Origin of the sequence: Propioniciclava tarda, from assembly GCF_900182665.1 — a bacterium.
Taxonomy (GTDB): Bacteria; Actinomycetota; Actinomycetes; order Propionibacteriales; family Propionibacteriaceae; genus Propioniciclava; species Propioniciclava tarda.
This window is the reverse complement of sequence record NZ_FXTL01000015.1, coordinates 41,133-56,840: the sequence shown is the minus strand read 5'-3', so window position 1 is coordinate 56,840 and position 15,708 is coordinate 41,133. Positions and strand designations below refer to the sequence as shown.

The following is a 15,708-nucleotide window of genomic DNA, read 5'->3' as shown; positions in this document are numbered from 1 at the left end:
GGCTCATGTCCACTTCGCAGTCGCTGCACGACGCCGTCCTGGCCGCCCTGGCTACGGTCAACGATCCCGAGATCCACAAGCCGATCACCGAGCTCGGCATGGTCGAGTCCGTCGCGATCAGCGAGGACGCCGTCGCGCACGTCCGCGTCCTGCTGACCATCGCGGGCTGCCCCTTGTCGGGGACGATCGACGCGGACGTGCGCAAGGCCCTGGCGTCCGTCGACGGGCTGGCGGGGGCCGAGGTCGAGCTGGGCGTCATGAGCGACGAGCAGCGGACCGAGCTGAAGACCAAGCTGCGGGGCGGCATCGCGCAGCGGGAGATCCCCTTCGCGCGCGAGGACAACCTGACGCAGGTGCTGCTGATCTCGTCCGGCAAGGGTGGTGTCGGCAAGTCGTCCGTGACCGTCAACCTGGCGACGGCGCTGGCCGCGCAGGGACGCTCCGTCGGCATCCTGGACGCCGACATCTACGGCCACTCGATTCCGGCGATGTTGGGCCTCGCGGACGCGTCGCCCACCGGCGTCGCCGACATGATCATGCCGGTGCCCGCGATGGGCCTGAAGGTGATTTCGATGGGCATGCTCAAGTCGTCACGCGATCAGGTGATCGCCTGGCGCGGGCCGATCCTCGACAAGGCGCTGCACCAGTTGCTCTCGGACGTCTACTGGGGCGACCTCGACTTCCTGCTGCTGGACCTGCCGCCCGGCACCGGCGACGTGGCGATGTCGCTCGGCACGAAGCTGCCGAACGCCGAGGTGATCGTCGTGACGACGCCGCAGCAGGCGTCCGCGGAGGTTGCCGAGCGCGCCGGGACGATGGCCTCGATGATGGAGCAGAAGGTGCTCGGCGTCATCGAGAACATGGCCTACCTGGACACCGTCTGCCCGCACTGCGATCAGCCGCACCGGGTCGACGTGTTCGGGACCGGCGGCGGTCGAAACGTCTCGGACGCGCTGACCACGCGGCTCGGCTATGAGGTCCCGCTGCTGGCGGAGATCCCGTTGGAGCCGGCCGTCCGGGCGGCCAGCGACGACGGCGTCCCGCTGGTGGCCCTGGGCGAGGACACGCCCGCGACGAAGGTCTTCAACGACCTGGCTGCGCGGTTGGCGTCCCGGAAGCGTGGCCTGGCCGGGAAGAAGCTGAACCTCAACGTGCGGTGACTTCTTCGGACGCCGCGGGATCACTGCCGGGTCTGGGTCCCTCCTTGGGCGCAAACTCGACGGTGATCACCGGGGTGGTGGAACTCCGGTGGCCATCCGTCGCCGAGTTGGCCTTTCGGCGCGAACTGCTGGCCGACCCGGCGTCTATGTCGTACAACGCCGGGTGGAATCTGGATCACGCCGGCTACGACAACGACACCGGCTGCCTCCCGTTCCCCGAGGACGCCTGGCCCAACTTCCTGTTCGCCTGGTCGAAGACAGGACGCCGCGAGTACTTCCTCGTCTTCGCTGACGATCATCCCGTGGGGCACGCGCACTACTCCGTTGTCGAGGGCGCGGCGCACATCGGAGTCAACATCCTCGGACGCCTGCGTGGTCGCGGCTACGGAACCTCCGCCCTGGCCGCGCTGGTTGACTTGATCTGGTCAAACACCGACGTGCGCGAGATCGTCAATGAGTTTCCGGCCACGCGGGTCGACGCTGACCGTGTTCATGCCCGGCTGGGCTTCGAGCGTGGTGGGGATCGCCTGAAGCTGCGGCGTCCAACGCTGTGACCATGGACGGAGCCGACCTTGGTCCGCTTGGCCGACGTCCGAACGTAGGAAAACTGGGCGAACTTCGGCTCCGTGACCGCGCAGCCGTCGTCCGACCCGCACGAGGCACCGACAGACACCGGATGCCGCCCGCTCGCTAGGGTGGACGCATGAGCAGAACAGCCGTCCGCCGCACGGTGTTGGCCGTGCCGGGATCGTCCGACCGCTTCATCGCCAAGGCCCGCGGCCTGGCCGTCGACGCGATCTTCCTCGACCTCGAGGACGCCGTCGCGCCGGCAGTCAAGGCCGAGTCCCGCGCCCGGATCGTGGCCGCCCTCAACGACCCGGCCGGCTTCTCCGCTCCTACGATCACCGTCCGAGTCAATGACTGGACGACCCCCTGGACCTACGCCGACGTCATCGAGGTCGTCACCGGCGCCGGACGTCACCTCGACGCCCTCGTCCTGCCGAAGTGCGCGTCGGCGTCCCACGTTCAGGCACTCGACCTGCTGCTCACCCAGGTTGAGCACACCGCCGGACTGCCGATCGGACGCATCGGCCTCGAAGTCCAGATCGAGGACGCCGTCGGGCTGCTCCACGTCAACGAGATCGCCGCGGCGTCCCCTCGCCTGGAATCCCTCGTCTTCGGACCCGGCGACTTCATGGCGTCCCTCGGCATGAAGGGGCTCAGTGTCGGCGAGTCCCTGGACGCCTACCCGGGCGACCACTTCCACCACGTCCTGATGAGCATCCTGGTCGCGGCGCGCGCTCACGGCCTCCAGGCCATCGACGGCCCCTTCGTGGCGATCCGCGACGCCGACGGCTTCCGGAGGTCGGCGTCCAGTTCGGCCGCGCTGGGCTACGACGGCAAGTGGGTGCTGCATCCCGACCAGGTTGCCGCGGGGAATGAGATCTACAGCCCTCGCGTTGAGGACGTCGAACGCGCCCTCCGCATCGAGTTGGCCTACGCCAAGGCCACCGCCGAGGCCGGGGGAGCGGTCGGAGCCATCGTCGTCGACGACGAGATGGTCGACGAAGCCGGCGTGAAACTCGCCGCCGCCATCCTGGCGCGCGGACGGGCAGCCGGAATGGAAGGACCCACCAACATGTCGAGGAAGCCCCGATGACCAGCCCACTCGCCAGCAACCCGCTCGGCCTGGCCAACCCCTTGTTCAAGCTGGAGTACCCGCAGTCGATCGGCGTGTACACCAGCTACGGCGACGCCCAGAAGGCGGTCGATTCGCTGGCTGATCAGAACTTTCCGGTCGGCAACCTCGCCATCGTCGGCACCGACCTCAAGCTCATCGAGCGCGTGACCGGACGGAAGACGTGGGGAACCGTCCTGACCCAGGGCGTCTCCAGCGGCCTGTCGACCGCGCTGATGGTGGCGCTGATCATGTGGTTCATCAACCCGGAGCGCTCCGTTGTGTCGATCTTCGCGACGGCCCTTCTGGTCGGCATCGGCATCGGTGTGGCCTTCGCCGCGATCGGCCACCTGGCGAGCAAGGGCCAGCGCGACTTCACCTCGGTGAGCCAGACGATCCCGTCCAAGTTCGAGATCCTGTGCGAGCACAAGGTCGCCGCGGACGCCCGCGCCCTGCTGTCGAAGGGCCCGGACGCCCGCGCCGCGGCCTTCGATCCCAGCCGCTTCCCGGCGCAGCCGGCTCAGCCGTATGGCGCCCCCTACGGCGCGCCTGGCCAGCAGCCGCAGTACCCGGCCGGACCCTACGCCGGCCAGCCCTACGGCGGCAGCCCCTATGGCCAGCCGCAGGTTCCCGGCTACGGGACGCCGCAGGCGCCGGCCCAGCCCGCGGGCGCACCGGTGGTGCCGCCGCCCGCACAGGGTCAGTCGCCGTACGCGTACCCGCCTCAGCAGGCGCCGCAGCCCCAGTCGCCGCGGCAGCCGGTCGCCGACGCTCCGACCTCGGCAGCGCCGACGGCCGGACCTAACTTCGATGCTCCGCCCCAGGGCCCGCAGCACTAGGGAGAGTGCTGATCATGGGGCCGTTGGTGGCAGCCCCGTTGGCTGAGCTTGCGGTGGGCTGAGCTTGCCGTGGGCTGAGCTGGTCGAAGCCCCTGCGGAGGTGTCCAGCCAAGCTCACCAGCCATCCAAGGGTGCCGCCCGTGGCGATCACCCCCCGTGAACGCATGAAGGGCACGACCGGTCGGTCGTGCCCTTCATCGTCGCTGGGTGTCAGTCGTTGACCACGACGGTCTTCATGATCTTGTCGGCGATGGTCTGGCGCTTCGGATCCCAGAGGGGGAAGAGCCAGCCCACGAAACAGATCAGGCTGTCAATGGCGTGGCAGATATGGCGCAGGACCGCCATACCGAAGCCGATCGGACGTCCCGTCTCTTCGCTGATCAAGTGCGTCTTGGCCATCCGCTTCCCGATGCTCTTTCCGGTCGTGCCCTGCAGGTAGCCGGAGTTGTAGACCCAGAAGGCGATTCCGAGCAGGCTGACCAGGTTGTACATCAAGCCGCCGCCCACGACCTGCCCCGACGAGGTGACCTGTGGCGCGAAGGGCGAGCCGATGATACTGACCACCACCATAGGAATGATGAAGTCGAACAACGCGCCGTAGGCCCTGGTCGGCCACTGGGCGAGGCTGCCAGAGCCGGTCTGCGGGCCGACGGGATAGGGGGCCTGGCCGGGAACGGGGTAGCCCGCCGGGGGCATGCCGGGCTGACCGTAGTTGGCCTGGGCGTAGTTGGGCTGCGAGTAGGACGCCGAGCCCGGAGCGCCGTATTCCGGCTGCCCAGCGCTGGGCGATCCGGGCTCAGGGGCCCGATACTGGGGCGTGTTGTAGGGCGGAGGCTGGTTTGAGGCCGGCGGCGGGGTATACCCGGGCTGTGCCGGCTGGGCCGCGTTGGGGTTGTTCGGGTCGAACGGGTTGGTAGACATGAATGCGTCCTCGGATGGTGGAACTAGGGCAAGGTCGATCGTATTGAAGTCGGTCGGCCCTGGCGAGGGGGTCACCTCCCCGTGCCCGAGCGGGCCGGAGGCTCGCGTCGCCGCTCGTGAGCGCCTGAGAGGCTTGGCCGCATTCGGTGCCGCTGGGCTGGCTCTGTCCGCGGCGGGGGTGGCGGGTTACGGCTTGCCGTGCCCATGGCGCGTCCTGACCGGAACGCTCTGTCCCCTGTGCGGCGCGACGCACCTCGGTATGCGCCTGCTGGCCGCGGACGTCCCCGGCGCGTTCGCTGCGAACCCGTTCGTCTTTCTGATCCTGGCCGGGGTCACCGCGGTGACCGCCTGGACGCTCGCCGAACTTGCTGGCGCCTCGCCGCCTCTTCGCACTCCAGCACTCCTGCGCGGCGACCGCCTCTGGGCCGTTCTGGGCATCCTCGGCCTGCTGTTCGCCGTCGCCCGCAACCTGCCGGGGACGCCGCTCTAGGCGCCGCGCAAACGCTGACCGAGCTTGTCGGAGCCGCAAGCAGGGGCTTCGACAAGCTCAGCCAACGCACGACGACGCTGGCCGCGAGCGTCCAACCGAATGGGCCCCGGTCACCTCGCCCTAGGCGTCCAGCATGTCGCCGGCGGCGTACTCGGCGAAGGCGGGCAGATCCAGCTGGCCCGACCCGGAGACGCCGATCAGGATGACCGGGGACGTGCCGTCCTCGGCCGCCTGCTTCGCCTGCCGGACCGCTCCAGCGATCGCGTGCGACGACTCGGACGCCGGGACGATACCCTCGGCTCGCGCGAACAGCGTGCCCGCCTCGAACGCCTCGCGCTGCTTGACGGCGATCGCGCCGATCAGCCCCTCGTGGTAGCAGTGCGAGACCAGCGGCGCCATGCCGTGGTAGCGCAGGCCGCCCGCGTGCACCGGATCCGGAACGAACGCGTTGCCGAGCGTGTACATCTTCAGCAGCGGCGTCATGTTCGAGCTGTCGCCGAAGTCATAGCGGAACTCGCCCTGGGTCAGCGACGGCGCGGCCGCGGGCTCGCAGGCCACGATCTTCACGTTCGCGTGGCCCAGCAGGTTCTGCCGGACGAACGGGAACGAGATGCCGGCCAGGTTCGAGCCGCCGCCGGCGCACGCGAACAGGTAGTCGGGCACGTCCTCGCCGAAGACCGCGAGCTGCTTGAGCGCCTCCTGGCCGATGATCGTCTGGTGCAGGCACACGTGGTTCAACACGGAGCCGAGGGCGTACGAGGCGTCCGGGTCCTGGACGGCCAGCTCGATCGCCTCAGAGATGGCCATGCCCAGCGAGCCCGTCGTGCCGGGGAAGCGCTCGTTGAGGGCGCGTCCGGCAGCGGTCGTCATGGACGGCGACGGCGTCACGGACGCCCCGAAGACCTGCATCAGCAGGCGACGGTACGGCTTGCCCTCGTACGTGTTGCGCACCTGGAAGACGTCGCAGTCGAGGCCGAACACCTGGGTGGCGAACGCGAGCGCGGCGCCCCACTGGCCGGCGCCGGTCTCGGTCGTCAGCCGCTTCTTGCCTGCGACTTTGTTGTAGAAGGCCTGCGGCACGGCCGAGTTGGTCTTGTGCGAGCCGACCGGGCTCTCGCCCTCGTACTTGTAGTAGATGCGCGCGGTCGTGCCGAGCGCCTTCTCCAGCCGGCGGGCGCGGTGCAGCGGCGACGGACGCCAGAGGCGGTAGATCTCCTGGACTTCCGGCGGGATCTCGATCCAGCGCTCCGTCGCCGCCTCCTGCTCGATGAGGCCCATCGGGAAGAGGGCCGTCATGTCGTCCGGCGACAGCGGCTGCTGGGTGCCGGGGTGCAGATGCGGGGCGGGGGGAGTCGGGAGATCGGCGACGATGTTGTACCAGTGCGTCGGGATGTCGGACTCGTCGAGGAACACCTTTGTCTTCAGATCGCTCACGCCACCGAACCTTAGGACACCCACGCCTCGGAACCCACTCAGGTTGCCTAGTGGACGCCGACTCGCGCGTCGGCGTCCGGCTGGGTTCTCAGATCCAGCGGAAGCGGCGGAACAGCAGGTAGGTCACGAGCATGCCCATCAACATGACGCTCAAGACGACGAAGTAGCCGTACTCGGTGTGCAACTCGGGCATGTTGTCGAAGTTCATGCCGTAGACCGCGCCGATCGTGGTCGGGATGGCCAGGATGGCCACCGCCGCGGAGATCTTGCGCATGTCCTGGTTGTCGGCGAAGGACGCCTGTGCGAGCGCCGCCTGCAGGATCGTCGTGAGGATGTCGTCCATGCTGACGATGGCCTCGCGCGTGGACTGGAGGTGCTCGGCCAGTTCGCGGAAGTAGTTCTGCGCCTCGGCGTCCACGAGCGGCTCGAAGCGCCGCGACTGCAGCTGGCCGACCGGCTGCGCCAGCGGCAGGACGCACCGCTTGAACTCGATCAGCTCGCGCTTCAACTGGTACGGCAGGCGGACGGCGCGCTGGCCGTCCTTGGCGAAGACGGCGGACTCGACCTCCTCGACGTCGTTCTCCATCTCCAGAGCCGTCTGGTTGAAGTCGTCGATGATGATGTCGAGCACGCGATAGAGCACCCGCCAGGGGCCCATCGCGACCTCTTCGGGGTCGCTCTCGAAGGACGCGCGCAGCGACTTGATGAGGGCACGTCCCTTCTTGCGGGCCGTGATCACGTACCACGAGCCCATGAACACCATGACCTCGCCCGTCGACACGATCTCGCTCGACTCGTCGACCCGGTCGTGTTCGACGTAGTCAACGGTTGAAATCACCATGAACAGGTCGTCGTCGAACTGCTCGAGCTTGGATCGGCGGTGGCCCTCCAAGACGTCCTCGGTCGCCAGCTCGTGCAGGTCGAAGCGCCGGGTGAGATCGGCCATCGTGGCCTCGTCCGGATCGTGCAGGCCCACCCAGAGGTAGCCCACTCCGCCGCGCGCCTGCTCGATCGCCTCGTCGTAGGACGCGTCCTCGCGCGGGCGTCCGTCGACGTACCAGCGCCAGACCAGCCCTGGTCCGGGGGAGCGAGGCACACTCGTGCGCAGCGGTCGCGCCGGACCGCGGCCGCGCCAGCTCGGCACGCGGCGCACCGGGTCGATCGGGTACGAGGTGATCCAGTCGCCCATGGGGTCAGTCTCGGCCACCGTCGAGCAGGGACGCCATCCACGACTCGATGTCGTCGACGGTTCGCGGCAGCTTGTCGGACAGGATCCGGTAACCGTCGTCGGTGATGACGATGTCGTCCTCGATCCGGACGCCGATGCCGCGCAGGTCGGCGGGCACCAGTTCGTCCGTGGCCTTGAAGTACAGGCCCGGCTCAACCGTGAACACCATGCCCGGCTTGATGGTGCCCTGCCGGTAGTACTCGTTGCGGGCCTGGGCGCAGTCGTGCACGTCGAGGCCGAGATGATGCGACGTCCCGTGGACCATCCAGCGCCGGTGCTGCCCGCCGCGGTGGGGGTCGAGCGACTCCTCGACCGGCACCGGAAGCAGGCCCCACTCGTGCAGCCGCTCGGCGATGACCCGCACCGCCGCGTTGTGGACGTCGATGAAGGTCGCGCCCGGCTTGGCAGCCGCGAAGCCGGCGGCCTGGGCGTCCAGGACGGCCTCGTAGACCTTGCGCTGCGCCGGGGTGAAGCGTCCGGAGATCGGAAGCGTCCGGGTGACGTCCGCGGTGTAGAGGCTGTCGCGTTCGATGCCGGCGTCGAGCAGGATGAGGTCGTCGGGGCTCAGGTCGCCGTCGTTGCGGATCCAGTGCAGGGTGCACGCGTGGTCGCCGGAGGCCGCGATGGTGTCGTAGCCGACGGCGTTGCCGCGGTGCCGCGCGTGCAGGCCGAAGACGCCCTCGACCCAGCGCTCGCCGCGTCCGGCGTCCACGGCGTGGGGCAGATCGCGGACGACCGCCTCGAACGCGACGGCCGTGTCGTCGCAGGCGCGCTGCAGTTCCTCGATCTCGAAGGCGTCCTTCACCAGGCGTAGCTCGGACAGGCAGCGCTCCAGTTCGGCGTCCAGTTCTTCGATCTTGTGGACGCCGCGGGCCGCGCGTGCGGCGTCCACCAGGGTCTGGAGCCGTTCGTCCACGCCGCGGACGATCCGGACGACGGCGGCGTCTGCCGTGACGGCCGAGACCAGCTCGGACGCCGGCGCGCAGGTGAGTCCGGTGAGGGCTGACATCTCGTCCAGCGACTCGCGCTGACCCACCCACATCTCGCCGTAGCGGTGGTCGGCGTAGAACTCGGGGTCGGTGCGCGGCGCACGCGGACGGAAGTACAGGGTGTCGACGTGGCCGTCGGGCGTTGGCTCAATGACGAGCACGGCGTCCGGCTCGCGGTCGGCGCCGAGGCCGGTGAGGTGCGCGAAGGCGCTGTGCGGACGGAAGCCGTAGTCGGTGTCGTTGGAGCGGGTCCGCAGCCCGCCGGCGGGGATGACCAGGCGCTCGCCCGGGAAGGCCGCGGCGACGGCGTCCCGGCGAGGGGCCGTGTGCTCGGCGGCCGGGAGGCGGCCGGGGAGTTCGGCCGGGTAGGGAGCCCAGCCCTGCGGGATGAAGGCCACGAACGCGTCGCTGAACGGCTTGGGCGGCGTGCTGTCTGGCGCCTGCTCAGTGTTCTTCTCGGTCATGGTTCGTCCTTCCCTTAGCCTGAGGGCAACCCTACGACCGCCGCACCACCGCACGGTCGGACGGCGGATGGCGTTCGATTCACTCAGCTGTTCCAGCGCAGGACGGCCCAGGACTCCTTCTCGCGCCCCAGGACCGACACGGACGCCACTTCGACGGGGAAGCTCTGGCCAAAGATGATCGGGAAGTCCAGCCACGCCAGCGCCAGGACGCGGGACGCGTGCCCGTGGCCGAAGCAAATGGCCTTGTCAACGCCGGACGACCGGACGCGGTCGACCACGCGCGTGAGGCGGCGGCGGACCTCGAGCGCGTCCTCGCCGCCGGGGCAGCCGTTGAACCAGATGCGCCACCCGGGGTGGCGTTCGCGGATCTGTGCCGACGTGAGCCCCTCGTAGTCGCCGTAGTTCCATTCGGCGAGGTTGGGCTCGACCTCGAAGTCGCCGAAGCCGGCGAGGCGGGCGGTGTCCTGGGCCCGCTGGCGGGGGCTGCACAGCACGAGGCCGAAGTCGGCCCGGTTGAGACGTCCGGTGAGGGCGCGAGCCTGGTCCTCGCCGTTGGCCGTCAGGTCGAGGTCAGTGGTGGAGGTGTGCTGCCCGGACTTGCTCCAGGCCGTCTCGCCATGCCGGACGAGGTACAGGTCGGTCATGGCCCCATCCTGGCGGGTCAGGGCGCCCGACGCCGTCGGCGCCCCGCGATAAGGTGCGGCTGACGACGGATCCAGCCGGTGTGCGTCGCGAGGGAGAGGATGGCGACCAATGAAGGCAGCACCCGAGGCGCAACAGCGGTTGCTCGACCTGCAGGCCGTCGACACCACCGTCGCGCAGGTGCAGCACCGCCGCCGCCAGCTCCCCGAGCACGCTCAGATCGCCAGGGCCCAGGCCGAGCGCGGCACGATCGGCGAGCGCGTGACGGCGGTCAAGACCCGCATCTACGACCTGGAACAGGAGCAGGCCCGCTCCGAGGGCGATCTGGCGCCGGTGCGCGAGCGGCTCGCCCGCGACCGGAAGCGGGTCGACGACGGCAGCATCACCGATCCCAAGCAGCTGCAGGCGATGCTGGACGAGATCGCGTCCCTGGTCCGGCGCATCGGCGAGCTCGAGGACGTCGAACTCGACGTCATGGAGCGCCTCGAAACCTCCCAGAGCGAGCTCGCCGAGCTCGCCGCCCGCAAGAGCGGCGTCGAAGAAGAGCTCCGTGCGCTGATGGCCTCCCGTGACGCCCAGTTGGCCGTGCTGGACGCCGAGCTCGCCTCGCACGGCGCCGAGCGCGCGCAGCTCGCGTCCGGACTGCCCGCGGACCTCCTGGCCGCCTACGCGAAGACCGCCGAACGGTCCGGGGGTACGGGCGCAGCCCTCCTGGCGAACGGGCGCTGCAGCGGCTGTCAGCTGACGCTGACGGCGTCCGATCTCGCCCGGTTCATGGCGGCGCCAGCGGACGACGTTCTCCGCTGCGAGGAGTGCAACCGCATCCTCGTCCGCGCCGCCGACGCCCACTGATCCTCTCGGCCGACCGAAGGACGCGACCATGCCAGCCCTCCACTTCGCCGCCGCCGAGGACATCCCCGAGGCCCTGACCGAAGGCGTCGCGCGGCTGCGCGAGGCTCTCGGCGTCCCGTCGTCGTTCCCGGACGCGGTGCTGGCCGAGGCTGAGGCCGCGGCGTCCGCTGTGGTTCTCCCGGAAGCCGACCGCACCGACATCGAGTTCGTGACCATCGACCCGGAGGGGTCGAAGGATCTCGACCAGGCGCTGCACATCGAGCGGTCCGGGGACGGGTACGTCGTCCATTACGCGATCGCCGAGGTGGCGGCCTTCGTGCGTCCAGGTGGCGCGATCGACGCCGAGGCGCACGCCCGCGGCGAGACCCTCTACGCCCCTTCGTTGCGGACGCCGTTGCATCCGCCGGTCCTGTCCGAGGGCGCGGCCTCGCTGTTGCCCGGCGTCGTCCGGCCGGCGCTGCTGTGGGAGATCACGTTGGACGCCGCCGGCGCGATGACCTCGAAGAAGGTCTCGCGAGCGCGCGTCCAAAGCCGCGAACAGCTGACCTACGAGGGCGTCCAGGCGGCGCTGGACGGCGGGACGGCGTCCGAGTCGTTGCAGTTGCTGAAGGTGGTGGGACAGCTGCGGCAGGCGCAGGAGGTGGCCCGTGGCGGCGTCAGCCTGTCGGCTCCGGAACAAGTGGTGCTGACCCAGGGCGGCACGTGGGAGCTGGCCTTCCGGACGACCCTGCCGGTCGAGGACTGGAACGCCCAGATCTCCCTGCTGACCGGCATGGCGGCTGCCGAGCTGATGCTGGGGGCGAAGATCGGCATCCTGCGGACGCTCCCGCCGGCCCGGCAGGGCGACATTGACCGGCTGCGCCACGTGGCGAAGGGCCTGCGACTCACGTGGCCGGGTTCCATGCCGTACGCGGAATTCGTTCGGTCGCTGGACCCCGCGGTGCCCGGGCAGGCCGCGATGCTGAACGCCTGCACGCGGCTGTTCCGGGGGGCCGGCTACGCGGCCTTCGACGGGACGGTGCCAGAGCAGCGCTTCCATGCGGCACTGGCGGTGGAGTACGCGCACTGCACGGCCCCGCTGCGGCGCCTCGTCGACCGGTACGCGGGCGAGGTCTGCCTGTCGATCTGTTCGGGTCAGCCCGTGCCCGACTGGGTGCGGACGGCGCTGCCGGGGCTGCCGGCCACCATGGAGTCGGCCGACATCCGTGCCAAGAAGTACGAGCGCGGCATCGTCGACCTCGTCGAGGCGTTGGTGATGCAGGGCCACCTCGGCCAGACCTTCACCGGCGTCGTCATCGAGCTGGACCAGCGCGGCGATGGGGGAGTCGTCCAGGTGGCGTCCCCGGCCGTCGCGGCGCGTGTCAAGGGCAAGGTTGCGTTGGGCCACGAGGTCCAGGTGCGGCTGGAGGCGGTCGATCTCGTGCAAGGCACCGTGCTGTTCAGCGCCCTCTGAGGGGAACGCGCGGGAATCAGATCCCGCTGCGCATGGTTGTAGCGCGCAGAACGGTCCTGGAATTGTCAGCAGCCGTCTCTAGCCTGGCTTGACGGGACGCCCCTGGGGCGTCCAAACCCCAGCAGAAGGGCCGCGCGTGATCCGGTTCAGCGACGTCCGCAAGACGTACCCCGACGGAACCGTTGCGGTCGACGGCCTGACGCTGGAGGCGCCCACGGGCCAGATCACGGTGTTGGTCGGGCCCTCCGGCTGCGGCAAGACGACCTCGCTGCGGATGATCAACAAGATGATCGAGCCGACGTCGGGAAGCATCACCGTCGACGGCCGAGACATCTCCGGCATGAACGCCGACGAACTGCGACGTGGCATGGGCTACGTGATTCAGAGCGGCGGGCTTTTCCCGCACCGCACGGTGCTCGACAACATCGCCACCGTTCCGCTGCTGCTGGGGGTGCCCAAGACGCAGGCGCGGGCGTCCGCGATGGAGCTGCTCGAACGCATGGGGCTCTCGACGTCGCTGGCGAAGCGCTACCCGAACCAGCTCTCGGGTGGCCAACAGCAGCGGGTGGGCGTCGCTCGGGCGCTCGCTGCGGACCCTCCGATCATGCTGATGGACGAGCCGTTCAGCGCGGTCGATCCCCAGGTCCGCGAGCAGTTGCAGGACGAGTTCCTGCGGCTGCAGGGCGAGCTCGGCAAGACGATCGTGTTCGTGACCCACGACATCGACGAGGCGGTGAAGCTGGGCGACCAGGTGGCCGTGTTGCGGGTCGGGGGCACGCTGGCGCAGCTCGCGTCTCCCGAGCGGCTGCTCGCCGATCCTGCCGACGACTTCGTCGCCGACTTCCTGGGCCGCGACCGCGGCTACCGCGGATTGGCGTTCGCCCCCGGCGGCTCGGTGCCGATCGGCACGGAGCCCACGGTCGTCTTGGGTACCAGCTCGGACGCCGCGCGCTCGGTCGCCTCGGGCGCGGCTTGGCTGCTGATCGTCGACGAGGCAGGGGCACCCGTCGGCTGGGTCGAGCCGGCGCGGCTGGGGGCTCGCGTCGAGCGTTCGGACCTGCACCGCGGCGGAACCGTCGCGCGGGCGTCCGGTTCGCTTCGAGCCGCGCTGGACGCCGCCCTGTCGGCGCCCAGCCGCCGAGGCGTCCTGACCGACGATGCCGGGCGCCTCATCGGAACCGTCAGCGCGCACGACGTCCTGGCGGCGATCGAAGGCGCGGGAGGATCGGCGGACGGGACTCCCGCGAGTTCGAACGGCGACGGCGCGCCATGACGTGGTTCCTGGATCACCTCGCGCAGGTGGGCGGTCTGCTGGTGACGCATGCCTACTTGGCTGTGGTCCCGCTCGTCGTGGGCCTGGCCTTGGCCGTGCCGCTGGGGTGGCTGGCGACCCGGTTCCCGCGGCTGTACACGCCGCTCATCACCGCGTCCGGGCTGCTCTACACGATCCCGTCGCTGGCGCTGTTCGTTCTGATGCCGCTCGTGCTGGGGTTGGGAATCCTCAACCCGCTGAACGTCATCGTGGCGCTGACGCTGTACACGGTGGCGCTGTTGGTCCGGACGGTCGCCGACGGACTCTCGTCGGTGCCGGAGCAGGTGCGACAGGCGGCGACCGCGATGGGGATTGGTCCGGTGCGGCGCTTCGTCACGGTCGAACTGCCGTTGGCGGTGCCCGTGATCGCGGCGGGCCTGCGGGTCGCTGCGGTGAGTAACGTGTCGATCGTGTCGGTCGCGGCGCTCATCGGCATCGCCCAGTTGGGCTCGCTCTTCACCGACGGATTCGCGCGCGATTTCCTCGACCCGATCGTGGTCGGCATCGTGGCCTGCATCGTCTTGGCGTTGATTCTCGACCTGGCCATTGTGGCCCTGGCGAGGGCGGTCACGCCGTGGCTGCGCGGGGGGCGAGCGGGATGAACCTGATCCTCGCCTACCTGACCGATCCCGCGCACTGGCAGGGGTCGGGCGGGATTCCCGCCCGCGTGCTGGAGCACCTGATCTACACGCTGGTGACCTTGCTGGTGGCCGCGGCGATCGGCGTCCCGCTCGGCCTGTGGGTCGGCCACACCGGACGCGGTCGCTGGGCGGTGGTCAACCTCGTCAACGGCATGCGGTCGGTCCCGACGTTGGGGCTGCTGTTCGTGGCCGTCCTGGTGCTCGGGCCGCGGATTCGGGGTGACTTGGCGTTTGTCGTGCCGTCGATCCTGGTGCTGGTGGTGCTGGCCGTGCCGCCCATCCTCGCCGGGGCCTATGCGGGCGTGGACGCCGTCGACCCCCTGGCCCGGGACGCCGCGAAGGCGATGGGGATGTCGTCGCGCGAGGTGCTGTTCGGGGTCGAGCTGCCGTGCGCTTTGCCGCTGCTCTTCGGGGGGCTCCGATCGGCGGCCTTGCAAGTGGTGGCGACCGCCACGATTGCCGCGGCGGTCAGCGTGGGCGGGCTCGGGCGCCTGCTCATCGACGGGCAGGCCGTGCGAGACTACGGCCAGATGGCGGCCGGTGCTGTGCTGGTGGCGGCGCTGGCGCTGGCCGTCGACCTCGTGTTCGCGCTCGTCCAGCGCGTGGCCATCTCGCCGGGGCTGGTTCCTGCGAGGCGGCGTCCCATCGACCGTAAGAACCCAACCCCGGCCAACCCGGTCGCCTGAAGGAAGAGAACGAGATGAAGCTGATTCGGATCGCGGCCGCCGGTGTGCTGGCCGCCCTCGCCCTCGCGGGCTGTGCTGGTAACCCGATGGCGTCGTCCGGTGCGGGCGCGTCCGGCGAGTCGATCGTCGTCGGTTCGGCGAACTTCCCCGAAAGCGAGTTGCTCGCCGACATCTACGCGGAGGCGCTCAAGGCGAAGGGCGTGGCCGTCACGACGAAGCTCAACATCGCCTCGCGCGAGACCTACGTGCCGGCGCTGAAGAGCGGTGAGATCAACCTGATTCCGGAGTACACCGGCAACTTCGCCAAGTACCTGAACAAGGACGCCGACGTGGCCGACGAGGCCAAGGCGCTCGCCGCTCTGCGTGCGGCGCTGCCCGACACACTGGTCGCGCTCGAGCCGGCCAAGGCCCAGGACAAGGACGCGGTCGTGGTGACGGCCGCGACGGCGTCCAAGTACTCGCTGACGTCGATCGCCGATCTGGCGCCGGTCGCCGGCCAGCTCGTGCTGGGTGGCCCCCCGGAGTGGCCGACGCGCGCCAACGGCGTCCCCGGCTTAGCGTCGGTGTACGGCGTGACGTTCAAGGAGTTCAAGCCGCTGGACGTCGCCGGACCCCTGTCGGTGCAGGCGCTGAAGAACGACCAGGTGCAGGCGACGAACCTGTTCACCACGGATCCGTCGATCAAGGCCAACGGCTTCGTCGTGCTCGATGATCCGAAGAACCTGTTCGGGGCTCAGAACGTCATCCCGGTGATCACCAAGGCGAAGGCGTCCGACACCGTCAAAGGCGCGCTGAACGCGGTCTCCGCGAAGCTTGACACGGACACGTTGGCCGGGTTGGTGACCAAGGTGGTCGTCGACAAGAAGGACGCCTCCGCGGTCGCGTCCGAGTGGCTGAAGGCCCAGGGTCTCGCGTAGCC

At 69.7% G+C, this 15,708-nt stretch carries 15 protein-coding genes and 1 pseudogene; 11 read left to right on the top strand and 5 right to left on the bottom strand.

Annotated features, from left to right (window positions below; all coding sequences use genetic code 11):
- Positions 1 to 5 precede the first annotated feature (5 nt).
- The 4 genes and pseudogenes from FN821_RS11225 to FN821_RS11210 all read left to right on the top strand — a co-directional run.
- Positions 6 to 1,160, top strand: a complete 1,155-nt coding sequence (locus FN821_RS11225) for an Mrp/NBP35 family ATP-binding protein (RefSeq protein ID WP_131172694.1) — start codon at positions 6 to 8, stop codon at positions 1,158 to 1,160.
- Positions 1,157 to 1,714: a GNAT family N-acetyltransferase gene (locus FN821_RS11220; RefSeq protein WP_131172693.1), complete on the top strand. Its 558-nt coding sequence runs from the start codon at positions 1,157 to 1,159 to the stop codon at positions 1,712 to 1,714. The genes FN821_RS11225 and FN821_RS11220 overlap by 4 nt, the downstream gene beginning before the upstream one ends.
- A gap of 149 nt (positions 1,715 to 1,863) precedes the next feature.
- Positions 1,864 to 2,820: an HpcH/HpaI aldolase/citrate lyase family protein gene (locus FN821_RS11215; protein WP_131172692.1), complete on the top strand. Its 957-nt coding sequence runs from the start codon at positions 1,864 to 1,866 to the stop codon at positions 2,818 to 2,820.
- Positions 2,817 to 3,332, top strand: a pseudogene (locus tag FN821_RS11210) (YflT domain-containing protein); the annotation flags it as partial. The gene FN821_RS11215 and the pseudogene FN821_RS11210, both read left to right, overlap by 4 nt.
- 555 nt (positions 3,333 to 3,887) lie before the next feature.
- On the opposite strand, the gene FN821_RS11205 reads toward FN821_RS11210, so the two are convergent.
- The gene (locus FN821_RS11205; RefSeq protein WP_131172691.1) at positions 3,888 to 4,598 is read right to left on the bottom strand and encodes an RDD family protein; all 711 of its coding nucleotides are present in this window, start codon (positions 4,596 to 4,598) and stop codon (positions 3,888 to 3,890) included.
- On the opposite strand from FN821_RS11205, the gene FN821_RS14915 reads away from it, so the two are divergent.
- A complete protein-coding gene (locus tag FN821_RS14915; RefSeq protein ID WP_131172690.1) occupies positions 4,597 to 5,088 on the top strand; it encodes a DUF2752 domain-containing protein in 492 nt (163 codons plus the stop codon). The genes FN821_RS11205 and FN821_RS14915 overlap by 2 nt on opposite strands.
- A gap of 120 nt (positions 5,089 to 5,208) precedes the next feature.
- On the opposite strand, the gene FN821_RS11195 is transcribed toward FN821_RS14915, so the two are convergent.
- The 4 genes from FN821_RS11195 to FN821_RS11180 form a co-directional block, all read right to left on the bottom strand.
- Positions 5,209 to 6,522 carry a TrpB-like pyridoxal phosphate-dependent enzyme gene (locus FN821_RS11195; protein WP_131172689.1) on the bottom strand — a complete coding sequence of 438 codons (1,314 nt, stop codon included), beginning with the start codon at positions 6,520 to 6,522 and terminating at the stop codon, positions 5,209 to 5,211.
- A gap of 88 nt (positions 6,523 to 6,610) precedes the next feature.
- Positions 6,611 to 7,711 (bottom strand): magnesium and cobalt transport protein CorA, encoded by a 1,101-nt coding sequence (locus FN821_RS11190; protein ID WP_131172688.1) that lies wholly within the window; start codon positions 7,709 to 7,711, stop codon positions 6,611 to 6,613.
- Between the two features lie 4 nt (positions 7,712 to 7,715).
- The gene (locus tag FN821_RS11185; protein WP_131172687.1) at positions 7,716 to 9,203 is read right to left on the bottom strand and encodes an aminopeptidase P family protein; all 1,488 of its coding nucleotides are present in this window, start codon (positions 9,201 to 9,203) and stop codon (positions 7,716 to 7,718) included.
- Positions 9,204 to 9,286: 83 nt separating this feature from the next.
- Positions 9,287 to 9,847 (bottom strand): histidine phosphatase family protein, encoded by a 561-nt coding sequence (locus FN821_RS11180; protein ID WP_131172686.1) that lies wholly within the window; start codon positions 9,845 to 9,847, stop codon positions 9,287 to 9,289.
- A 109-nt stretch (positions 9,848 to 9,956) separates the two neighbouring features.
- On the opposite strand from FN821_RS11180, the gene FN821_RS11175 reads away from it, so the two are divergent.
- The 6 genes from FN821_RS11175 to FN821_RS11150 all read left to right on the top strand — a co-directional run bounded on the left by FN821_RS11175 (position 9,957) and on the right by FN821_RS11150 (position 15,706).
- Entirely contained in the window at positions 9,957 to 10,697 is a 741-nt protein-coding gene (locus FN821_RS11175; RefSeq protein WP_131172685.1) for a zinc ribbon domain-containing protein, read from the top strand.
- A 28-nt stretch (positions 10,698 to 10,725) separates the two neighbouring features.
- A complete protein-coding gene (locus FN821_RS11170) occupies positions 10,726 to 12,150 on the top strand; it encodes an RNB domain-containing ribonuclease (protein ID WP_131172684.1) in 1,425 nt (474 codons plus the stop codon).
- A 136-nt stretch (positions 12,151 to 12,286) separates the two neighbouring features.
- On the top strand, positions 12,287 to 13,423 hold the full coding sequence (locus FN821_RS11165; protein ID WP_131172683.1) for an ABC transporter ATP-binding protein: 1,137 nt from the start codon (positions 12,287 to 12,289) through the stop codon (positions 13,421 to 13,423).
- Positions 13,420 to 14,064 (top strand): ABC transporter permease, encoded by a 645-nt coding sequence (locus FN821_RS11160; RefSeq protein WP_131172682.1) that lies wholly within the window; start codon positions 13,420 to 13,422, stop codon positions 14,062 to 14,064. Before FN821_RS11165 ends, FN821_RS11160 begins: the two co-directional genes overlap by 4 nt.
- Complete coding sequence (locus FN821_RS11155; RefSeq protein ID WP_180319765.1) at positions 14,061 to 14,789, top strand: ABC transporter permease; 729 nt, start codon at positions 14,061 to 14,063, stop codon at positions 14,787 to 14,789. Before FN821_RS11160 ends, FN821_RS11155 begins: the two co-directional genes overlap by 4 nt.
- 14 nt (positions 14,790 to 14,803) lie before the next feature.
- Positions 14,804 to 15,706 carry an ABC transporter substrate-binding protein gene (locus FN821_RS11150; protein ID WP_131172681.1) on the top strand — a complete coding sequence of 301 codons (903 nt, stop codon included), beginning with the start codon at positions 14,804 to 14,806 and terminating at the stop codon, positions 15,704 to 15,706.
- Positions 15,707 to 15,708: the final 2 nt, after the last annotated feature.